The sequence below is a fragment of the Phytohabitans sp. LJ34 genome, from assembly GCF_052068095.1.
Taxonomy (GTDB): Bacteria; Actinomycetota; Actinomycetes; order Mycobacteriales; family Micromonosporaceae; genus Phytohabitans.
Map to the genome: position 1 here is coordinate 243,142 of NZ_JBQHDG010000016.1, position 18,443 is coordinate 261,584.

The window sequence follows — 18,443 nt, forward strand, 5'->3', positions numbered from 1 at the left end:
CGCCATGGCGCGATCCCGCCACCGGCGCCGCCCGGCCCGGTCAGCACCGCCGCGGGTTGAGCCGCCGCGGCGCCGGGGACGTAGAGAGAAACGTGGGTAGAGCGCTGGCACGACGGGTGGTCCTCGTCGCCGTGGCGGCCGGGCTGGTCGCGATGCACCAGCTCGCCGGCGGGCCAGCCGCACACACCCGGCCGGCGCCCGCGGCGCACGCGGCGCTGGTGGCACCCGGTCACTGCCCGCACGCGGAGGGCGACGACTGCCCCGATCCATCGCACAGCCATCCGGGCCAGGTATGCCAGCCCCACCAGGGGTCGAACGGCCCCGATGGCATCCCGGCCCTGGCCGTGGCGCCCGCGCCGCCGGTCGAGCCGCCGTTGCTGAGCGCGCGGACGGCCGCGTCCGAAGCCGGGGACGGCAGCGGTCGCGGGCCGCCGGGTCTGGCAGAGCTCTCGCTGCTACGCGTATAAGCCGACTCCCCGCCGACCACCGACACGCCACATCGGGTGCTCGGTCGTCGGCCGCTGCCCATGACATCGCGACGATGACCTACAAGGAGTCGATCAACTATGCGTGACAACGCAGCCATTCGCCGCGCGGGCGGCCTCGTCTCGGCGACCGCCCTGCTCGTGTTCGCCGCCGCCTGCGGCGGTGACGCGGACGGCGAGAGCGGTCACACCGGCCAGCGGCAGCCGGGCGCCGACGCCAGCGCGTCGGCGGGCGTGGCCGGACACAACGACGCGGACGTCCGGTTCGCGCAGGGGATGATCCCGCACCACCAGCAGGCCGTGGAGATGGCCGAACTCGCCGGCACCCGCGCGGCCAACCAGCAGGTGAAGGCGCTCGCCGCCAAGATCGCGGGGGCGCAGGCGCCGGAGATCAGCGTGATGACCGGGTGGTTGGCCACCTGGGGCGCACCGATGCCGTCGACCACCGAAGGCGGTCACGACATGGGAGGCAGCCACGCGGGAATGATGAGCGACGCCGACATGGCCGGTCTGGAGAAGGCCAGCGGCGGCGAGTTCGACCGGATGTTTCTGGACATGATGATCCGCCACCACGAGGGGGCACTGTCGATGGCCACCGCTGAGCAACAGCAGGGCCAACAGCCGGACGCCAAGGCCCTGGCGAAGAAGATCGAGGCTGACCAGACCGCCGAGATTCAGCAGATGAAGACCCTGCTCGGCACCCTCTGACCGGCCCGGGTGGTCCCGGCGTCCACCGCGGGCGCCGGGACCACCCCAGCATTCACACATGTGAATTGAATATGTACGATCGGCGCGGGAGCCGCCAAGCCGGCGCGGGCAGTCTTCCCCTACCCGCTCACTCGACGCTGGAGCGTTTCATGCAGGCTTCGAAGCGGGCCAAACAGCTCGCGCTCGGCGCGGTCGCCATCGTGGCGGCCGCGTTCACGATGATCGTCATCGCCCAGGCCAACCCGGCCTCGGCGCACGGCTCCACCACCGACCCGCCGTCGCGTAACTACGGATGTTGGGAGCGCTGGGGTGACGACCACCTCAACCCCACCATGGCACAGACCGACCCGATGTGCGCCCAGGCCTGGCAGGCCAACCCCAACACCATGTGGAACTGGAACGGGCTGTTCCGCGAGGGCGTGGGCGGCAACCACCAGGCCGCGGTGCCGGACGGCCAGCTGTGCAGCGGCGGCCGCACCCAGGGCGGGCTGTACGCCTCGCTGGACGCGGTTGGCGAGTGGGTGGCCAAGCCGATACCGAACAACTTCACGCTGACCATCACGGACCAGGCGAAGCACGGTGCCGACTACCTGCTGATCTACATCACCAAGCAGGGCTACAACCCGGGCACGCCGCTCACCTGGGGCAGCCTGGACCTGATCCAGCGCACCGGCAGCTACCCGACCACCGGGCTCTACCAGGCCCAGGTCAACGCGGGCAACCGCACCGGCCGGCACGTCGTCTACACGATCTGGCAGGCGAGCCACCTCGACCAGCCGTACTACCTGTGCAGCGACGTCACCTTCGGCGGCGGCACCAGCACCACGCCGCCCGTGACGACTCCGCCCGTGACCACGCCGCCGGTCACCACCCCGCCGGTCACGACACCGCCGCCGGGCAACGGCGCGTGCACGGCGGCGTACGCCAAGAGCAGTGAGTGGAGCGGCGGCTTCAACGCCACCGTGACGGTCACCGCGGGCAGCGCCGCGATCAGTGGTTGGACGGTCCGGTGGACCTGGGCCAACGGCCAGAGCATCACCAGCTCGTGGAACGCGACGCTGACCGCGAGCGGCGCGGCGATAACCGCCGCCAACGCCAACTACAACGGGCGGTTGAACGCCGGCCAGAGCACGAGTTTCGGGTTCAACGGCACCTGGAACGGCACGAACACCGCGCCGACGCTGACCTGTACGGCCAGCTGACGTAGGGCGGCGGGGCGGCACCCACCGTGCCGCCCCGCCGCAACGGCACCGCGCCCGCGGCTCCCGCGGCCTGCCTAGTCGAGGAGTACGCCCGGGTTGAGCAGGCCGGCCGGGTCGAGGGCGGCCTTGATCCGGCGCATGGCGGCGATCTCCTCCGGTGCTCGGGAGAGCGAGAGCCAGGGCGCCTTGGCCCGGCCCACGCCGTGCTCGGAGCTGATGCTGCCCCGGTGCGCGGCCACGAGGCGCAGCACGGCGTCGGTGACCTCCTCGGCGCGCTCTCCGGCGTCGAGCACGTTGACGTGCAGGTTGCCCTCGTTGAGGTGGCCGAACAGGATCGCGCGGGCGGCGGGCGCGACCGCCGCCACCGTGGCGGGCAGCTCGGCGACCAGCGCGGACAGCTCGCCCAGGGGGACGCACACGTCGAGCTTCGTCGGCACGCCGGCGGTGCTGATCGCCTCGGTGTGCGACTCGCGGTAGGACCACAGCCGTTCGAGGCCGGCGCGGTCGGACGCCACCGTGGCGTCGTCGACGGCCTCGCAGGTGGAGAGCATCTCCAGCACGTCGTCGGTCGGGTCGGTGCGGGCGGCGCACTCCAGCACCACGTAGGCGCCGGCGGCGTCGGCGAACGGGGCGGGCAGCTTGGCGTACGAGCGGACCAGGTCGAGGCCGTCGGGGTAGAAGATCTCGGCCGCCGACAGGCTGGGCAGTCGCGCCCGGGCGGCCGCGAGCAGATCCAGGGCCGCGTCGGTGCCGGCCACCGCGACGAGGGCCACCGCCCGCGCCGGCAGCAGGGGTACCAGCCGGAGCCGCGCCCGCGTCACGATGGCGAGCGTGCCCTCGCTGCCGGCCAGCAGCTGGGTCAGGTCGTAGCCGGTGTTGTCCTTGGCCAGCCCGGTCAGCCTGGTCAGCACGGTGCCGTCGGCCAGCACGGCCTCGAGGCCGGCGACCTGGGCGCGCATGCTGCCGTGCTGGAGCACGCGGATGCCGCCCGCGTTGGTGGCGATCATGCCGCCAACCGTGGCGGCCGAGCGGGCGGCCAGGTCGACGCCGAAGTCGAGCCCGGCGGCCCGCGCGTGGCCTTGGAGCTTCTCCAGGGTCACGCCGGCGCCCGCCGTCACCTGGGCCTCGACCGGGTCCACCGGGTCCAGCTGGCTAAGCCGGGTGAGGCTGACCAGCACTTCGCCGCCGGCCGGTACGCCCGCACCGACGAGGCCGGTGTTGCCGCCCTGCACCACGATCGGGGCGCCGGCGGCCGCGCAGGCGCGCACCACCGCCGCCACCTCAGCGGTGCTGGCCGGCCGCACGACGCAGCGGGCGCCGCCGGTGAAGCGTCGGGTCCAGTCCGTCTCGTACGGCGCGCGCAGGTCTCCGTCGACAAGCACGTGCGCCGGGCCGACCACCGCCCGCAGCTCGTCCTCCAGGTCGCTCACGAGAGGACTCGCAGGCGGATGGTCTGCTCCATCTCGCGCAGCCGGGTGAGCACGTCTTCGGAGTAGTCGACGCCGACGTCGGTCAGCAGGTAGCCGTGCTCGCCGCGGGTGGCCAGCAGCTGACCCTCGATGTTGACCGCGTGCTCGGCCAGGATGCTGTTGACCTGCGCCAGCACGCCCGGCGTGTTGCGGTGCACGTGGGCGATGCGGTGGGTGCGCGGCTGCTGCGGCAGCGCGATGGTCGGCAGGTTGACACTCAGCGTGGTGTTGCCCTCGCTGACGTACTGGGCCAGCTTGTTGGCCACGAACCCGCCGATGTCGGCCTGTGCCTCCTCGGTCGAGCCGCCGATGTGCGGGGTGAGGATCACGTTGGGCAGGCCGCGCAGCTCCGACTTGAACTCGTCGCCCCGACCCTTCGGCTCCTCCGGGAAGACGTCGACGGCCGCGCCCGCGATGTGGCCGCTCTGGAGGTGTCGCCGCAGCGCCGGGTAGTCGATGACGAAGCCGCGGGACAGGTTGAGGAACAGGCTCCGCGGCCGCATCTTGGCGAACTGCTCCTCGCCGAAGAAGCCGCTGTTGCCGGGGCGGCCGTCGACGTGCAGGGTGACCGTCTCGGCCACCTCCAGCAGCTCGTCGAGCGTGTCGCAGCGCTTGGCGTTGCCCAGCGCGAGCTTGTCGGCGGTGTCGTAGAAGTACACCCGCATGCCGAGGTTTTCCGCCAGCACGGACAGCTGGGTGCCGATGTTGCCGTACCCGACGATGCCGAGCGTCCGCCCGCGGACCTCGTGGCTGCCGGTGGCGGCCTTGTCCCACACACCCTCGTGCATGGAGTTGTTCTTCTCGACCACCCGGCGGGCGAGCATGACGATCTCGGCGAGGGCCAGCTCCACCACGCTGCGGGTGTTGGAGAACGGCGCGTTGAAGACCGCGATGCCGGACCGCGCGGCCGCCGCGAGGTCGATCTGGTCGGTGCCGATGCAGAAGGCGCCGACCCCGAGCAGGTGCGGGCTCGCCGCCAGGACCCGCTCGGTCACCTGCGTCTTGGACCGCACACCCAGCAGGTGTACGCCCCGCACGCGCTCGATCAACTCCTCCTCGTCGAGGGCGGAGGAAACTGTCTCGACGGCGCATCCCGCGGCACGCAGCCGGGAGACGGCGTCGGGGTGGATGCTCTCCAGGAGCAGTGCGCGCAGCGTTTCGTGGCCGGCCATGACGTCCAATCCAGTCGCGGATCTCGGCTAAAAGCCCAGGTCCAGATCGTAGTCAACGGCGGTGCCAGCCCCGCAGCTTGGTGGGGTTGAGGGTGATCCAGAGGACAGCGACACGCGCGCCGACCTGCTCGACCGCGACCACCGCCACGGCGTGTCCGGCGCGGCGGAGCGCCAGCCCGGCACGGCCGTTGACGGACTCGACGGTCAGCTCGGTGCCCGGCCGCCCGCACAGCAGCACGGCGACGAGCCGCGCCACCTCCTCCGCGCCGTGGACCGGCCGCCGGGGTGCGGGCACCACGCCGCCGCCGTCGCACACGGCGACGGCGGCGGCGTCCAGGGCGGCCCGGAGCGCGACGACGTCGCCTACCCGGCAGGCATCGGCGAACCCGCGCACGACATCCTCATGCGGCTCGCGCATACTCGCGCCGGGCACCCTGCTCCGTTTCGCCACCGGTCACGAACGCCTCCCGCGGCTCCTGCACCGCGGCCAGCGAGACGATGTCGCGGCCGAACACCGCGGCGGTCAGCCAGATCGCCAGCACCCGGACCTTCCGCTCCCAGCTCGGCACGGCCAGCACGTGGTACCCCCGGTGCATCAGCCAGGCCGGCAGCCCCTTGATCACGATGCGGCGGTACTGGAAGATGCCCCGGCCGAGGCCGAGCGTGGCGACCGTGCCGAGGCTGTGGTGCAGGTAAGGCTTGGTCTTGCGCCCGCGGAGGCTGGCCACGATGTTTCTGGCCAGGAGCTTGCCCTGCCGCACGGCGTGCTGGGCGTTCGGCACCGTGGCGACGCCGGGCCGGCCCGCGGCCAGGTCCGGCACGGCCGCGTCGTCACCCGCGCCCCAGGCGTCCGGCACCGGGTCGCTCTCGGTGCCGACCCGCAGGTCGGCCCGCACCGTCAGCATCCCGCGCTCGTCGATGGGCAGGTCGGTGTGGCTGCGCACCATCGGGTTGGCGGCGTTGCCGACGGTCCAGACGATCAGGTCGGAGTCGAACTCCACGCCGGTCGAGAGCACCACGTGGCCGTCGCGCGCGGAGACGACCTGGGCGTTGAGGTGCACCTGTCCCCCGCGCTTCTCCAGCGACCGCACTACCCACCGGCCGGGCTCGTCGGTGACCTCGGGAAGGATCCGGTCCCGCGCCTCCACCAGGTGGAACCGCAGCTCGGCCGGGTCCACCTCGGGGTACCTGCGCAGCAGCGACCTCGCCAGGGACAGCAGCTCGCCGAAGCCCTCGACGCCGGAGAAACCACCGCCCACGAACGTCACGGTGAGCAACTTTCGGCGCAGCGGCCCCGGCTCGAGCGTCGCGGCCCGGTCGAAGGCGGTCAGCAGCCGGTCGCGGATCGCCACCGCCTCCTCCACGTGCTTCATGCCGATCGCCTGCTCCGCCACGCCGGGAACGGCCAGCTTGCGGGTGACCGCGCCGGCGGTGACGACGATGATGTCGTAGCCGAGCGCGAACTCGGGACCGTCGGCCGGCCGCACGGTGGCGGTCCGGTGCGCGTGGTCGACGGCCACGACGGTACCCGTGACGAGCTTGGTCTTGTGGAGGTGGCGGCGCAGCGACACCGCGGCGTGCCGGGCCTCGACCGACCCGGCCAGCACCTCCGGGAGGAAAGGCTGGTAGGTCATGTAGGGCCTCGGGTCGACCACGATGACCCGCGCCTCGTCCCGCCGGAGCTTCTTCTCCAACTTCCACGCCGTGTAGAAGCCGGCGTATCCGCCACCGACCACCAGGATCGTCCGCATCTCGTCCTCACTTCTCTCGTGTCACCAGCTATGACCGGACAGCACGCTGGTTTGTGACACGGGAGCGGTCAGGCCGGCAGGGACACCCCCGCGATCTTGGTCGGGTTGAACATCCACATCACCTGGTCGATGCCGTCGGCGGACGCGTTGACGGTGAGGACCGCGAACACCTTGCCGTCGCGGCGCAGCACGGCGGAGGTCTGCCCGTTGGTGCTCGCCCACTCGACATCGACGCCGATCCAGAACCAGCCCGCGACGGCGGTGACGAACTTCGCCACCCGCCCGACGCCGACCACCGGGCGCCGGGACACGCGCGCCGCGCCATCGCCGTCCGAGTAGCTCGTCACGTCCGCCGCGAACAGCCGTTCCAACCCGCTCATGTCGCCGGTGCGGGCGGCCTCGACGAACGAGGTGAGCAACTCCCGTTGGGCCGCGGCCGTGGCGGGGGCGCGCTTTTCGCCGGCCATGTGTTTGCGGGCCCGGCTGACCAGCTGGCGTACCGCCGGCTCGGTGGCCTGGAGGATGTCGGCGATCTGGGCGTACGGGTAGTCGAACGCCTCACGCAGCACGTAGGCGGCGCGCTCGTTGGGGGTGAGCCGCTCCATCAGCAGCAGGGCGGCGAACTCCAGGGCCTCCCCGCGCTCGGCGCCGAGGTAGGGGTCGGCGCTGGTGTCGACCGGCTCGGGCAGCCACGGGCCGATGTACGTCTCGCGGCGTACGCGGGCCGACTGGAGCGCGTTGATGGCCAGCCGGGTCGTGGTGGTGGCCAGGAACGCGGCCGGGTTGACCACCGCGTCACGGTCGGTCGCCTGCCACCGCAGCCAGACGTCCTGCACGACGTCTTCGGCCTCGGCGACGCTGCTGAGCATCCGGTACGCGATGCCGAACAAGCGCGGCCGCAGGCTGGTGAAGACGGCTGCCGCCTCGTCCAGATCCGCCACGCGACCAAGATTACTGGCCGCGCCCCGCTCAACCGGCGCCGTGCGCTTGATCTCTCACCGCGCCGAGCCGCAGGTGCGAGAGCACGACCGGGTCGATCCGGCCCGGCACGAGTCGCTCCTCCAGGTTTTCCACGCCGGCCCACGCGGCGAGCGCGGCGTCCAGGCCGTCGCCGCCCGGTGGGTGGCCGGTGGCGGCCAGCAGCGCGGCGACCTCCTCGGCGAGCGGGCCGTCGAGGTCGAGCAGGTCCGCCGGATCGGACCGCCCGAACAGCAGGCCGTGGATGTCGAGCAGCCGGCGCAACTCCGCGACCGGGTCCGGGTGGTCGTCGACCCGCAGGTCGATCAGGACGTCGCTGCCGCCGCCGTACCCGCCACCCTTGGTGACCACGAGCAGCGCGGCGCTCTGCCGCCCGCGCCGGTCGCCGCCGGCCCGGTCCCCGGCGCCCAGCGCGGCGACGAGCCGGGCCGGGAAGGGCTCGGCGGCGGCGCCGAGCCACGCGTCCCGCATCGCGTCGACCACCTCCGGGCCCACGAGGATGTTGCCCTGCGCCGCCCATCCGGGCCCGGCCGCACCGCCCGCCCAGTCGTGGCATCCGCCGCCGGTGAAGGTCGCGCCGTCCCCCTCGGCACCGACCACCCCGACCTGCCGCTGCGCCCGCCCCGGGTCCGCGGCGACGAGCCCGGCGACCACGTCGGCGGCCGCCACCCCGGTGCGCAGCAGGGCGAGGCCTTGCGGGCGGTACGCGAGGTTGGCGTACGCCTGGGTGGCGAGCGCGCCGACCTCGGCCTCGGCGGCCGGCACGACGGCGCCGACCGCGAGGAACTTGCTCGCCACGGCCACCCCGTGCGTCCGCCCGTCGTCGGAGCGGGCAACGATCGAGAACGTCACCCTCGCGAGGCTAGCTAACGGCGTGGGCCCAGGCTACGGCGACAGATCGTGGTATTTGGGTGCCCCTATGGGGGCGGTTGCGTACCACGATCGTTGGGGCTTGGCGCGCGGGGCTGGCAGCGCGGGCCGGGGATTTCGGCTCGCCCCGCGAGCCGCCGGCCCGCGCGGTCTCCGGCGGGAGCGGCGGCCCGCCGCTGACGCGGACCCGGGACAAAAGACGACGACGCACGCCCGATCGTTGATCGGTCTGGACCACCGCGGACATCACAAAGGGCGACGGCCCCCTCGCCGGCTTGGGCGAGAGGGCCGTCACCGGCGCGGGGAGCTGCCTAGATCGGCTGCGGCTCCGCGTAGAGGAAGTCGTCCATCACGACGACGTCCCAGCTACCCCCGTCGTTGTTGCTCGCGCCGAGCGGGCGGTTGCCGGTGGTGATCCGGACCTCGTAGATGTCGGCGTCCGTCTTCACGCCGAGGAACGACAGGCTCTTGTTGGCCTGCTGCCCCTTCGGCACGTTCTGCCACCAGATCAGGCCGCCCCACTGGTCGTACAGCTCGATCTTCGTGCTGTTGGCCAGGTCGACGTCGGTGAAGACCGCACCGAACCCCTTCACCGTCGCCGGCCAGGTGCTGCCGGGCTGGAAGAAGTTGATCCGCATCTGGTTGGTACCCACCGGAGTGAAGAGCCGCTCCGGGCTGAACGTGCCGAAGATGTTCGGGTACTGCGGGTTGATGTTCCCGAAGCGCACCGGCGTGTTGGTCGGGTTGGCGCTGTCCGCGCTGACCTGGAACTTGTTGTTGCCGCTGGCGAAGACCGCACCCCGCGGGACTGTCGTGTTGAAGAAGTCCCGCGGCAGCGCGTTGGGCGACGACTGCGCGTCCGGCGTGCCGTCCCAGTTGATCTCCCGGCGACCGGCGGGCTGGCTGCCCAGGGTGCTGCCGTTGTTGGGGTCGCCGAGCAGGGTGCGGTAGAGGTTGACGGTCGGCGCGAGACCCGCGGCGTCGGCGGCCGTACCCTCGATCTTGGTCACCGCGGCGGACGCCGGCGGCGCCAGCGCCACGACCCCGACCGACGCGGCCGCGGCGGTGGCGGCTGCCAGCCCGAGGATGCGCCGGCGGAGTACACGGGTGTTCTGTCGCATGGAGATGTTCCCCCCGAAAGTTTGGACGTGCCCGGACTGTCCAGGCCGGTAAAGCCTCGGCCAGCGGTGCTGGGTGAGGTGCGGGGTGCCGCGGGGGGAAACGCTGGAGACGCTGGTCAGGGCCGTGGATACGCAGCGGCGATAAACCGACAAATCCATTGACCCCCGACGCTGGCCGCGCCGATGCTGGGCGGACGCCCCTCAGCCGCCGAGCGCGTGAGAGGAATCGTGCCCGTCCAGACGCAAGCAGACCGGCCATCGGTGAGCGACGGCGCGGCCGCGCCGCTGACCCGCTTCGTCGGCCGGGTCAACGAGGTCGCGTCCCTGACCCGGCTGCTGGACGAGGTCCGGCTGGTGACGCTGATCGGGCCGGGCGGCAGCGGCAAGACAAGGCTGGCCCGCGCCGTGTGTGACCGGCTGCGCGCCAGCCAGCCGGGACTGTCCTGGGTGGAGCTCGCCGAGCTCGACGCACCGGCGCTGCTGGCGCAGACCGTCGCGACAGCCGTCGGTGTGAGCGACGCGCCGAACCTCGCGCCGGACCGCGCGCTGGTCCGCCACTTCCAGGAGCGCGCGGCCGTGCTCGTGCTCGACAACTGCGAGCACCTGATCGACGCGGCCGCCGGGCTGGTCGGGCGCCTGCTCCGGGCCTGTCCGGGACTGCGCGTGCTGGCCACCAGCCGCGAGCCGCTCGCCGTCGCGGGCGAGACGACCTGGGCGGTCGGCGGGCTGTCGCTGCCGTCCGCCGGCGAGGCCGTGTCGGCGGCCGACCTGGCCGGCAGCGAGGCGGTGCAGCTGTTCGTGGACCGCGCCCGCCTGGTCCACCCGACGTTCGACGTCACCGACCGCAACGCCGGGACGATCGCCCAGCTCTGCCGCGGGCTCGACGGGATGCCGCTGGCGCTGGAGCTGGCCGCGGCCCGGCTGCGGGTCCTGCCGCTCCAGCAGGTCGTCGACCGGCTCGACGACGCGTTCAGCCTCCTGGTGACGAGCGTGCGGGACGCCTCGCCGCGCCACCAGACCATGCGGGCGACGCTCGACTGGAGCTACCACCTGCTGCCCCCGCCGGAACAGGCGCTGTTCGCCACGCTGTCGGTGTTCCGCGGCGGCTTCACCGCCCAGGCCGCCGAGGCGGTCGCCGCCCCGGCCGAACGCGGCCAGGCGTTCGAGCTGCTCGCCCGGCTCGTCGAGAAATCGCTGGTACAGGTGCACAGCGAGGGCGGCGACGAGCGCTACCGGCTGCTCGACGTCGTCCGCCAGTACGCCGAGCAGCGGCTGGACCCCGGCGGGCCCGGCGCCGCCGGTCGGCACGCGGCCTGGTACCTCCAGGTCGCGGAGCGGGCCGACGCGCTGCTCGCCACCGACGACCAGGCTCTCTGGCTCGACCGGCTGCACCGCGATCAGGACAACCTGCGGGCGGCGCTGGTCTGGGCCCGGCGGCACGATCCGCCGCTCGGCGTCCGCCTCGCCGCCGCCCTCGGCCGGTACTGCCGGGTCCGCGGCAACTACGCCGAGGGGCACGAGTGGCTCCAGGCCGCCGTCGCCGCGGTCGACGACCGCACACCCCCGGCGGTACAGGCCAAGGCCCTGCTCGGTCTGGGGATGCTCGAGTTCCTGCTGTGCGAGTACGACCGCGCGGCGGCGCGCCTGCGGCGGGCACTCGACCTCTACGACCCGGCCGAGGAGCCACGCGTCGTCGCCTCGGCGCTCCAGGTGCTCGGCAGCATCGCCCGCGAGCAGGGACAGTACGCGGCCGCGCGGGCCCGGCACGAGGAGTGCCTCGCGACGTGGCGGAGGCTGGACGACCCGGCCGGCGTCGCCCGCTCGCTCAAGTCGCTGGGCTTTACGGCCTGGCTGGAGGCGGACTACGCGCGCGCCCACCGGCTCACCAGCGAGGCCCTGCGCGGTTTTCGCGACCTCGGCGACGGCGAGGGCATCGTCGGCGCGCTGGTCGACCTCGGCGCGACCACCTACCGCCAAGGCGATCACGCGAAGGCCCGGCTGCTGCTGCGGGAGAGCCTGGCCCTCTCCGAGCGGCTCGGCTCCCGCGAGGGCACGGCCTGGTCGATGGAGCAGCTGGGTCTGCTCGCCGCCGCGGAAGCCGACCATCCCACGGCGGTCCGCCTGCTGCGCGGCAGCCTCGTCGCCCACTACGAGCTCGGCGACCGGTGCCGCACCGCCAGCGTGCTGGAGGAGCTGGCCGGCGAGCTGGCCCGCGGACCGGACGCTCGCACGGCGGCACGCCTGTTCGCCGCGGCGACGGAGCTGCGCGCCGCCATCGGCACGCCGGTACCCCCGTGCGACCACGACGACCACGAACGCCGGCGCCGCGCGATCGAGGCCGCCGGCGGACCGTCCATAGTGGAGACCGCCGCAGTGGCCGGGCAGGCGATGCCCTTCGACCAGGCGGTCGCGGAGGCCGTGGCGGCGGCCGACGAGCTCCTGCGCGCCCCCGCCCGCACGGCACCGGCCGCGCCCTTCGGGCTGCGGGTCCACGCGCTCGGCCGGGCCCGCGTCGAGGTGGGCGGCCGCACGCTGTCGAGCGAAGACTGGACGTACGGCAAGCCGCGCGAGCTGTTCTACCACCTGCTGACCCGGCCCGGCGCCACCAAGGCCGAGGTCGGCCTCGCGCTGTGGCCGGACGCCTCCGCGAAGGAGCTGCGCAACAGCTTCCACACCGGCATGAAGCACCTGCGCCGCGCCCTCGGTGACCACCGGTGGGTCCGCTTCGTCGACGGCGGCTACCTCATCGACCGCACGGGCGGCCTCTGGTACGACGTCGACGAGTTCGAACGGGCCGCGGACCAGGCCCTGACCGCCGGCACCATCCCGGCACTCACCGCCGCGGCCGGCCGCTACCCCGGCGACTTCCTCGTCGACCTGGCCGTGGGCGGCTGGGCCGACGCCCGCCGCGAGCGGCTACGCCGCCGTTTCGAGCAGGTGATGCTCACCCTCGGCAGCCTTCAGGGCCAGGACCGCCGGTACGTGGACGCGGCCGAGACCTTCGCCCGGCTGGTGGCGCACGACCCGTTTCTGGAGGCCGCGCACCGCGGCCTGATGCGCTGCCATGTGGCCCTGGGCAACCGGGCCCGCGCCATCCGGCAGTACCAGGAACTCGTCGAGCTGCTCGACACCGGCCTCGGCACGGCGCCCGCCCCGGAAACCGCGGCTCTGTACGCGAAACTCCGCGCGCCCGTGCCCTCCGCCCGCTGAGCCATGAGTCACAGGCACGATCCTGCTCCACGTCCGACTCACGTCACAACGAGACGTCGAATCACTGACGGCCATAACGATGTCAGTCAAGGCGGACATCGACTCCGTCGTCAAGACGATCGGTCGCCACTGGCCGGGATCGATAATCGAGTGATCGACACTCCAGCACGGCGGCGGCCCGGTCAAGGGCGGAAGCTGGCCCGGTACTCCGTGGGTGTGCGCCCCGTCAGCTCGCGAAACGCGGCGTTGAAGGCCGACAGCGAGCCGTAACCAACCGAGAACGCGACCTTCGTGACCGGGGTGTCCCCCGCCGCCAGCTCCTCGATCGCGCGCAACACCCGCATACGGCGCAGCACCGCGCGCCACGTCATGCCGGTCTCGTCCTCGAAGCGCCGGGCCAGCGACCGCGGCGTGAGGCCGACATCGTCCGCCACGTCTTCGAACCGGACCTCGCCGTCGAGGCGCTCCTCCGTGATCCGCAACGCCTGGCGCAGCTCCGGCGACCGCCCCGACGGCACCACGACCGGGCTCGGCCGCTCGGCGAGCCGCCAAGTGACCGCGGCGAGCGCCGCGAACAGCGTCCTGCCATAGGCCGGCAGCGGGGCGTCTGACTGGCCCCACGCGCCGCACTCGGTCAGCAGCGCGCGGGCCAGCGGGCTGAGATCGAAAACGGTGAGCGGTGCCGGCGGCGCCGGCGTGAAGCCGGTGTCGAACAGCGCCGACGCGGTCGTGACCGGTTGCGGGATGCTCACCTGGATCGGGCGGCCCGCCTCGATCAGCGCGGCGCGGGCCGGTGGCAGCAGCCAGGCCTGGCCCTCCGCCGCCAGCCGCAGGGCACCGGCGGAGGCGCAGAGCAGATAGTGGCGGTCCACGCGTAGCTCGCGAGCGGGCTCCGGCGGAAACGTCCGCACGAAGCTGTACGCCTCCCGAGTCATCGAACGATCGTAGGGGCGGTCAGCGCACCGTCTCCAGCAGCTCGGCCTGGAAACGCCGGCTCACCGGTGCGCCGACCATGAGCGGTCGGATCGCCTCGCCCGAGCGCCTGAACGCGTCCGAGCCCACGTAAGCGGCGAACGACGCCTCGTCGTCCCACTCGTGCACGATGGTGACCGCTGTCTCGTCGTCGCGTGAGGCGTAGACGCGGAAGGCGACGTTGCCCGGCATGGCGCGCACGGCGTCACGCTCGCCGTCGAGCTGGGCCAGGGCGGTGGGGCGGTCGGTGGCCGCGGTCTTGAAGTCGACGATCGCGATAAGCAAAAGGAACCTCCTGGATCGGAACGGATACCCCGATCCTCACCCACCGCTCGCCGGCCGGCCTCCGTGAGCCGGACGCGTTTGCGCTCCCAGCGGACAGGCGCCCTACGAAGGGCAGACGTGGCCGTCGTGGAGCTGCTCCGCCCCGACGGCGGAGCTTGCCTATCTGGGCGAGCGGACGACGGCCTCCGCGATCCGCAGGGCGGCCTGGGCGGGCGTGAGGTGCGTGGTGTCGACGACCTCGGCCTCGCGGTGCAGCCAGGTGCGGGCCGCCTCGGCGTAGGGCTCAAGGTATTTGAGGCGAAACGCGGAGGGGACGGGATGTTCTCCCTCGATGCGCCTGCGAAGGGTGTCTTGGTCGGCGTGGAGGACGAAGTGCCTTACCGGGATGGCATGTTCGTCGAGGCCCGCGCTGATCTCGCGCCAGTACTGCTCGACCAGGACCGTCATGGGCATCACCAGAGTGCCGCCGGCGTAGTCGAGTACGCGGCGGGCGGTATCGACGACGAGTTGGCGCCACGGTGGCCAGTGCTGGAAGTTGTCCGTCCGGGGTAGTCCAGGCGTGATGTCCATGAGTGTCTCGCCGACCTTCTCGGCGTCGAACACCCGTGAGTCCGGGATCAGTCGCTGCACGAGGGCACTGGTTGTCGTCTTACCCGCGCCATGGGTGCCGTTGATCCATACGATCATGGGACCCGATGCTAGCGCCGCGGGCCGCGGAAGCGCGCACCGCGAGCCAGCGGAGCGGCCACAAGCACGCAAGGCCGGAGTGGAGCCGCCGCTATGCGAAGCGGTGGCGCCCGGCAGTACACCGGGCGCCACCAGAGGGGAGTGTCAGGCTCCGTACGGCGCGTCGACCTCCATTGTCGACGGTGCGCCGTCGACCGTGCCGGTGGCCTTGACGGTCACGGTGCCGGCCGGCACCGTCGCGCGCCGGGTGTTGAACGACTGGTAGGCGGATTTGCCCGGGGCGACGTCGGGCACCGTCCGCGAGCCGTAGGGGGTGGCGATCTCGATGGTGAGTGGCACGTCGTCGGCGTTGCGCACGCTGACCGACAGGTAGGTGTTGCCGCCGATGACCTGCGTGCGGACCTGTACCTCGACGGCCCACGTCGCCGGCGGCCGGAGCTCCCGGTCCGCCTGGGCGGCGCGGGAGACGACGAGGTCCTTCTCGGCCGCGGTGAAGACACCCGCCGCCACGAACGCCTCGGCGGTGTGGGTGACCGCCGCGACGAAGGCACCGTGGGTGGCGAACGGCGCGTGGTCCCACACCAGGTCGAGGAACGTCGGACCGTCGGTGCCGGGCGACGGGATGCCCGTCACTGGTACGTCGTAGCGTGGCAGGCCGTCGTCGCGCTTGCGGTTGGGCACGCCGGTGTCGATGGAGCCGAACACGATCGCCGGCTCGACCCGCCGGAAGTACGACGAGACGGGTTGCGTGTCGCTGATGTAGTACGGCCGCACGGTGAACCCCTGCGCCGTGAAGACCGGGTCGCCCGCCGCCGTGGTGCTCGCGAGCGTGACCGCCGCCCGGGAGTAGTCGCCGTCGCGCTTGAGGTGGCGGTAGAGGGTCAGCTCGCGGAAGTTGCCGCCGCCCGGGTTTCCGACGATCTGGAGCAGCACCGGCCCCCAGAAGACGGCCTGGGTGTCGGGGCGGTCGAGCGCCCGCTCGATCCTGATGCTGAACGGCATCCGGACCTCGATAGTGTCGCCGGCCTCCCAGGTGCGGCTCAGCGTCAGGTAGGTGCCCGGCTCGGCGTCGACGGCCTGCGCGACGCCGTTGACCGTGACCGAAAAGCCCTTCTCCACCCAGCCCGGCACGCGCAGCTTGATGTCGAGCGGCCCGTCGCCGTCGATCGTCAGCTTCGTGCGGTCCTCCCGGGGGTACGACGTCTGCTGGGTCACCGTGAAGCCCTTTTCGGCCCAGGTGAGCGTCGACGGCGCGTAGAGGTTGACCCACAGCGTGCTGCCGTCGGCCGACTTGAGGTAGATCGTCTCCTGGTACTTGGTGTGGTTTTCCAGGCCGGTGCCGCCGCAGCAGGTGCCGGTGTTGCCGTAGCTGCGGGCGGTGCCGGGCGTCAGCGGCTGGAAGTAGGTGAGCTGCGGGTCGCTGGTGCTCGTGGTGTCCGCCCGCGACCCGGTGATCATGTTGAGCAGGCCACGCTCGTAGTAGTCCATGTACGCCGGGTCGTGCTCGTGCAGGAAGAGCTCGCGCGCCAGCTTGAGCAGGTTGTACGTCGTGCACGTCTCCGCGCCGCCCTGCGCGATCGCGTTGGCGATGTTGTCGCGGTTTTGGAACAGCTCGACGTTGTTGTTGGAGCCCGGGTAGTTGCCGCCCGTCCCGCCGCTGGCGAACATCCGATGTGGAACGACCATGCCGTAGAAGTTCTTGGCGGCCGCGAGGTACTCCTGGTCGCCGGTGTGCTCGAAGATGCGCATGTAGCCGATGAACTGCGGCACGTGCGTGTTGGCGTGCAGGCGCTCGGGGCGGCGCCGGCCGGGCCGGTTTTGCGGGGTGACCACGAGGATGTCGCGGTTTTCCACGCAGGCGCCGAAGAGCGACTCCCGGTTGTCGAAGCACTTGGCGGTCTCCAGGTGCTTCGCCTCGCCGGTGAGCGCGTAGATCTCGGGGAAGACCTCGTTGGCACCGCCGAACTCGCCGGCGATGTAGAGGTCCCACATGTAGTTGAGGTTGTCGCGGGTGATGGGGCCGGTGTAGTCGGGGTGGTTCTTGTCGCCGACAGTCAGCGCGAGGTGGGCCCAGTCGGCCATCTTGACGACGACGTCGCGGGCCAGCGTGTTGCCGGTGTGGTAGTAGGCGTCGAGCAGGCCGCGCATGATCTTGTGCTGGGTGTACCAGGGCGCCCACGTGTTGGTGTCCGCGTTGCCGCCGTAGACCGCCCAGCGCGGCGGGCCGAGCCGCAGCACCGCGTCTTCCGGGATCGCGCCGACGTATCCGGGGTGGGTCGGCACCCAGTCGGCCGCCCCGCCCTCGCGGGCCGCCACGACGCCGCCGTCGCGGCCGTTGGGCGAGGCGTCCTTGAGGGTGGTGCCGCCCTCTTCGTCGAACCGGTACCAGGCGATGCTCCCGCCGGTGGTGCTGCCCGCCGGGGAGTCCTGCATGGACAGCAGCTCCTGCTGACTGAGCGCCCGGTCGAAGATGTGAAACTCGTCGATGGTCGCGTCGAGGAACGGGTCGCCGTACTGCGACCGCCCGATCCACCGGTTGCCCGGGTTGCCCAGGCTCGACGGGTTGAGCGTCATGCTCGTGTTGGTGCCCACCGGCTGACCGTCGACCCACAGCGTGCCGGTGGTCTGCGACAGCGTGACGGCCAGGTGCACCCACTGGTTGGTCGGCAGCGCGGCGGTGCCGTTGATCCGCTGCTCCTGGCCCGATCCGCCGACGGTGATGGCGAAGCGGGGCACGTTGCCGGTCACGCCGGCCCGCGGGGTGAGGAACATGTTGACCGTGGTGTTCTGTCCGAAGTCGAACAACCGGGTCCAGCTCTGCGTGGACGCCAGGTTGACCCAGGTCGCGATCGTGAAGTCGGTGAGCTGGTTGATCGCCTCCTGGGGCAGCGTCACGTACTGCGCCTTGCTCGGCCCGTTGAGGCGCAGCGCGCTGCCGTAGCGGCCCGGCACCCGCTCGATCACCGGCTCCGGCGGCTCCTCACCGCCCGGCCCGCCGCCGTCCATCCGGGCGGTGATCGCGGCCTGGCAGGCGGCGAGCTCGGTGACCATCCAGTCGAGCTTGCCCTTGAAGACGGCCTCGCCCTGGTCGGCGTACGCCTGCGCGAGCGCCGTCATGTAGTGGCCGGCCCAGTGACCGCTCAGTAGCCCGCCGTCTTCCCAGCCGCCCGGCACCGACACGCCCGCCGGGTTGGGCCGGCCGGCCTGGTTGTTGAACAGGACCAGGAAGCGGCGCTCGTCGTAGGACCGGAGGAAGTTCTTGACGCGGTCACGCTTTTCCTGGAGCAGACCGCTGCCGAGCCGCACCTGCGCCAGCGAGAAAGGGCGGACCGGCGCGGTGCCGCCCGGACCGGGATCGGCGGCCAGCGCGAACGCCGCGCCCGCGGCGGGCGCCGCCTCGGCGGCGGACACCCCCAACATGCTAGTGCCGGCCACCGCTCCCGCGCCGAGAGCGGATGCCTGAAGAAGTTGACGTCGGTTGAATCTGACCTCGTCCAATGAAGGTCCTTCCGCGCGACGGATGCCCGGTCTCC

15 protein-coding genes are annotated in these 18,443 nt (G+C 72.3%); 4 read left to right on the top strand and 11 right to left on the bottom strand.

The window, feature by feature from the left end; translation table 11 throughout:
- Positions 1–92 precede the first annotated feature (92 nt).
- The 3 genes from ACTMTJ_RS27590 (at position 93) to ACTMTJ_RS27600 (ending at position 2,395) form a co-directional block, all read left to right on the top strand.
- A complete protein-coding gene (locus ACTMTJ_RS27590; protein ID WP_441220931.1) occupies positions 93–467 on the top strand; it encodes a DUF6153 family protein in 375 nt (124 codons plus the stop codon).
- Between the two features lie 99 nt (positions 468–566).
- A complete protein-coding gene (locus ACTMTJ_RS27595; RefSeq protein ID WP_441220933.1) occupies positions 567–1,193 on the top strand; it encodes a DUF305 domain-containing protein in 627 nt (208 codons plus the stop codon).
- 149 nt (positions 1,194–1,342) lie between these two features.
- Positions 1,343–2,395 (top strand): lytic polysaccharide monooxygenase auxiliary activity family 9 protein, encoded by a 1,053-nt coding sequence (locus ACTMTJ_RS27600; protein ID WP_441220935.1) that lies wholly within the window; start codon positions 1,343–1,345, stop codon positions 2,393–2,395.
- A 74-nt stretch (positions 2,396–2,469) separates the two neighbouring features.
- Here the strand turns inward: ACTMTJ_RS27600 and ACTMTJ_RS27605 are convergent, their stop codons facing one another.
- The 7 genes from ACTMTJ_RS27605 to ACTMTJ_RS27635 all read right to left on the bottom strand — a co-directional run bounded on the left by ACTMTJ_RS27605 (position 2,470) and on the right by ACTMTJ_RS27635 (position 9,756).
- Entirely contained in the window at positions 2,470–3,825 is a 1,356-nt protein-coding gene (locus ACTMTJ_RS27605; protein WP_441220937.1) for an FAD-binding oxidoreductase, read from the bottom strand.
- The gene (gene serA / locus ACTMTJ_RS27610; protein WP_441220938.1) at positions 3,822–5,036 is read right to left on the bottom strand and encodes a phosphoglycerate dehydrogenase; all 1,215 of its coding nucleotides are present in this window, start codon (positions 5,034–5,036) and stop codon (positions 3,822–3,824) included. The genes ACTMTJ_RS27605 and serA overlap by 4 nt, the downstream gene beginning before the upstream one ends.
- A 52-nt stretch (positions 5,037–5,088) precedes the next feature.
- The gene (locus tag ACTMTJ_RS27615; protein ID WP_441220940.1) at positions 5,089–5,454 is read right to left on the bottom strand and encodes a siderophore-interacting protein; all 366 of its coding nucleotides are present in this window, start codon (positions 5,452–5,454) and stop codon (positions 5,089–5,091) included.
- The gene (locus tag ACTMTJ_RS27620) at positions 5,438–6,787 is read right to left on the bottom strand and encodes an NAD(P)/FAD-dependent oxidoreductase (RefSeq protein ID WP_441220942.1); all 1,350 of its coding nucleotides are present in this window, start codon (positions 6,785–6,787) and stop codon (positions 5,438–5,440) included. Before ACTMTJ_RS27620 ends, ACTMTJ_RS27615 begins: the two co-directional genes overlap by 17 nt.
- Positions 6,788–6,855: 68 nt before the next feature.
- Complete coding sequence (locus ACTMTJ_RS27625) at positions 6,856–7,728, bottom strand: RNA polymerase sigma-70 factor (protein ID WP_441220944.1); 873 nt, start codon at positions 7,726–7,728, stop codon at positions 6,856–6,858.
- A gap of 28 nt (positions 7,729–7,756) precedes the next feature.
- Positions 7,757–8,617 (bottom strand): DUF1028 domain-containing protein, encoded by an 861-nt coding sequence (locus tag ACTMTJ_RS27630; RefSeq protein ID WP_441220946.1) that lies wholly within the window; start codon positions 8,615–8,617, stop codon positions 7,757–7,759.
- A gap of 329 nt (positions 8,618–8,946) precedes the next feature.
- Positions 8,947–9,756, bottom strand: coding sequence for a hypothetical protein (locus tag ACTMTJ_RS27635; protein WP_441220948.1), 810 nt, complete (start codon positions 9,754–9,756; stop codon positions 8,947–8,949).
- 261 nt (positions 9,757–10,017) lie between these two features.
- On the opposite strand from ACTMTJ_RS27635, the gene ACTMTJ_RS27640 reads away from it, so the two are divergent.
- Positions 10,018–12,966, top strand: a complete 2,949-nt coding sequence (locus ACTMTJ_RS27640; protein ID WP_441220949.1) for a tetratricopeptide repeat protein — start codon at positions 10,018–10,020, stop codon at positions 12,964–12,966.
- A 182-nt stretch (positions 12,967–13,148) separates the two neighbouring features.
- On the opposite strand, the gene ACTMTJ_RS27645 is transcribed toward ACTMTJ_RS27640, so the two are convergent.
- The 4 genes from ACTMTJ_RS27645 to ACTMTJ_RS27660 all read right to left on the bottom strand — a co-directional run bounded on the left by ACTMTJ_RS27645 (position 13,149) and on the right by ACTMTJ_RS27660 (position 18,321).
- On the bottom strand, positions 13,149–13,901 hold the full coding sequence (locus tag ACTMTJ_RS27645; RefSeq protein ID WP_441220951.1) for an AraC family transcriptional regulator: 753 nt from the start codon (positions 13,899–13,901) through the stop codon (positions 13,149–13,151).
- 19 nt (positions 13,902–13,920) lie between these two features.
- Positions 13,921–14,223 carry a putative quinol monooxygenase gene (locus ACTMTJ_RS27650; RefSeq protein ID WP_441220953.1) on the bottom strand — a complete coding sequence of 101 codons (303 nt, stop codon included), beginning with the start codon at positions 14,221–14,223 and terminating at the stop codon, positions 13,921–13,923.
- Between the two features lie 159 nt (positions 14,224–14,382).
- A complete protein-coding gene (locus tag ACTMTJ_RS27655; protein WP_441220955.1) occupies positions 14,383–14,910 on the bottom strand; it encodes an AAA family ATPase in 528 nt (175 codons plus the stop codon).
- A gap of 144 nt (positions 14,911–15,054) precedes the next feature.
- The gene (locus ACTMTJ_RS27660) at positions 15,055–18,321 is read right to left on the bottom strand and encodes a beta-L-arabinofuranosidase domain-containing protein (RefSeq protein WP_441220957.1); all 3,267 of its coding nucleotides are present in this window, start codon (positions 18,319–18,321) and stop codon (positions 15,055–15,057) included.
- Between the last annotated feature and the right edge of the window lie 122 nt (positions 18,322–18,443).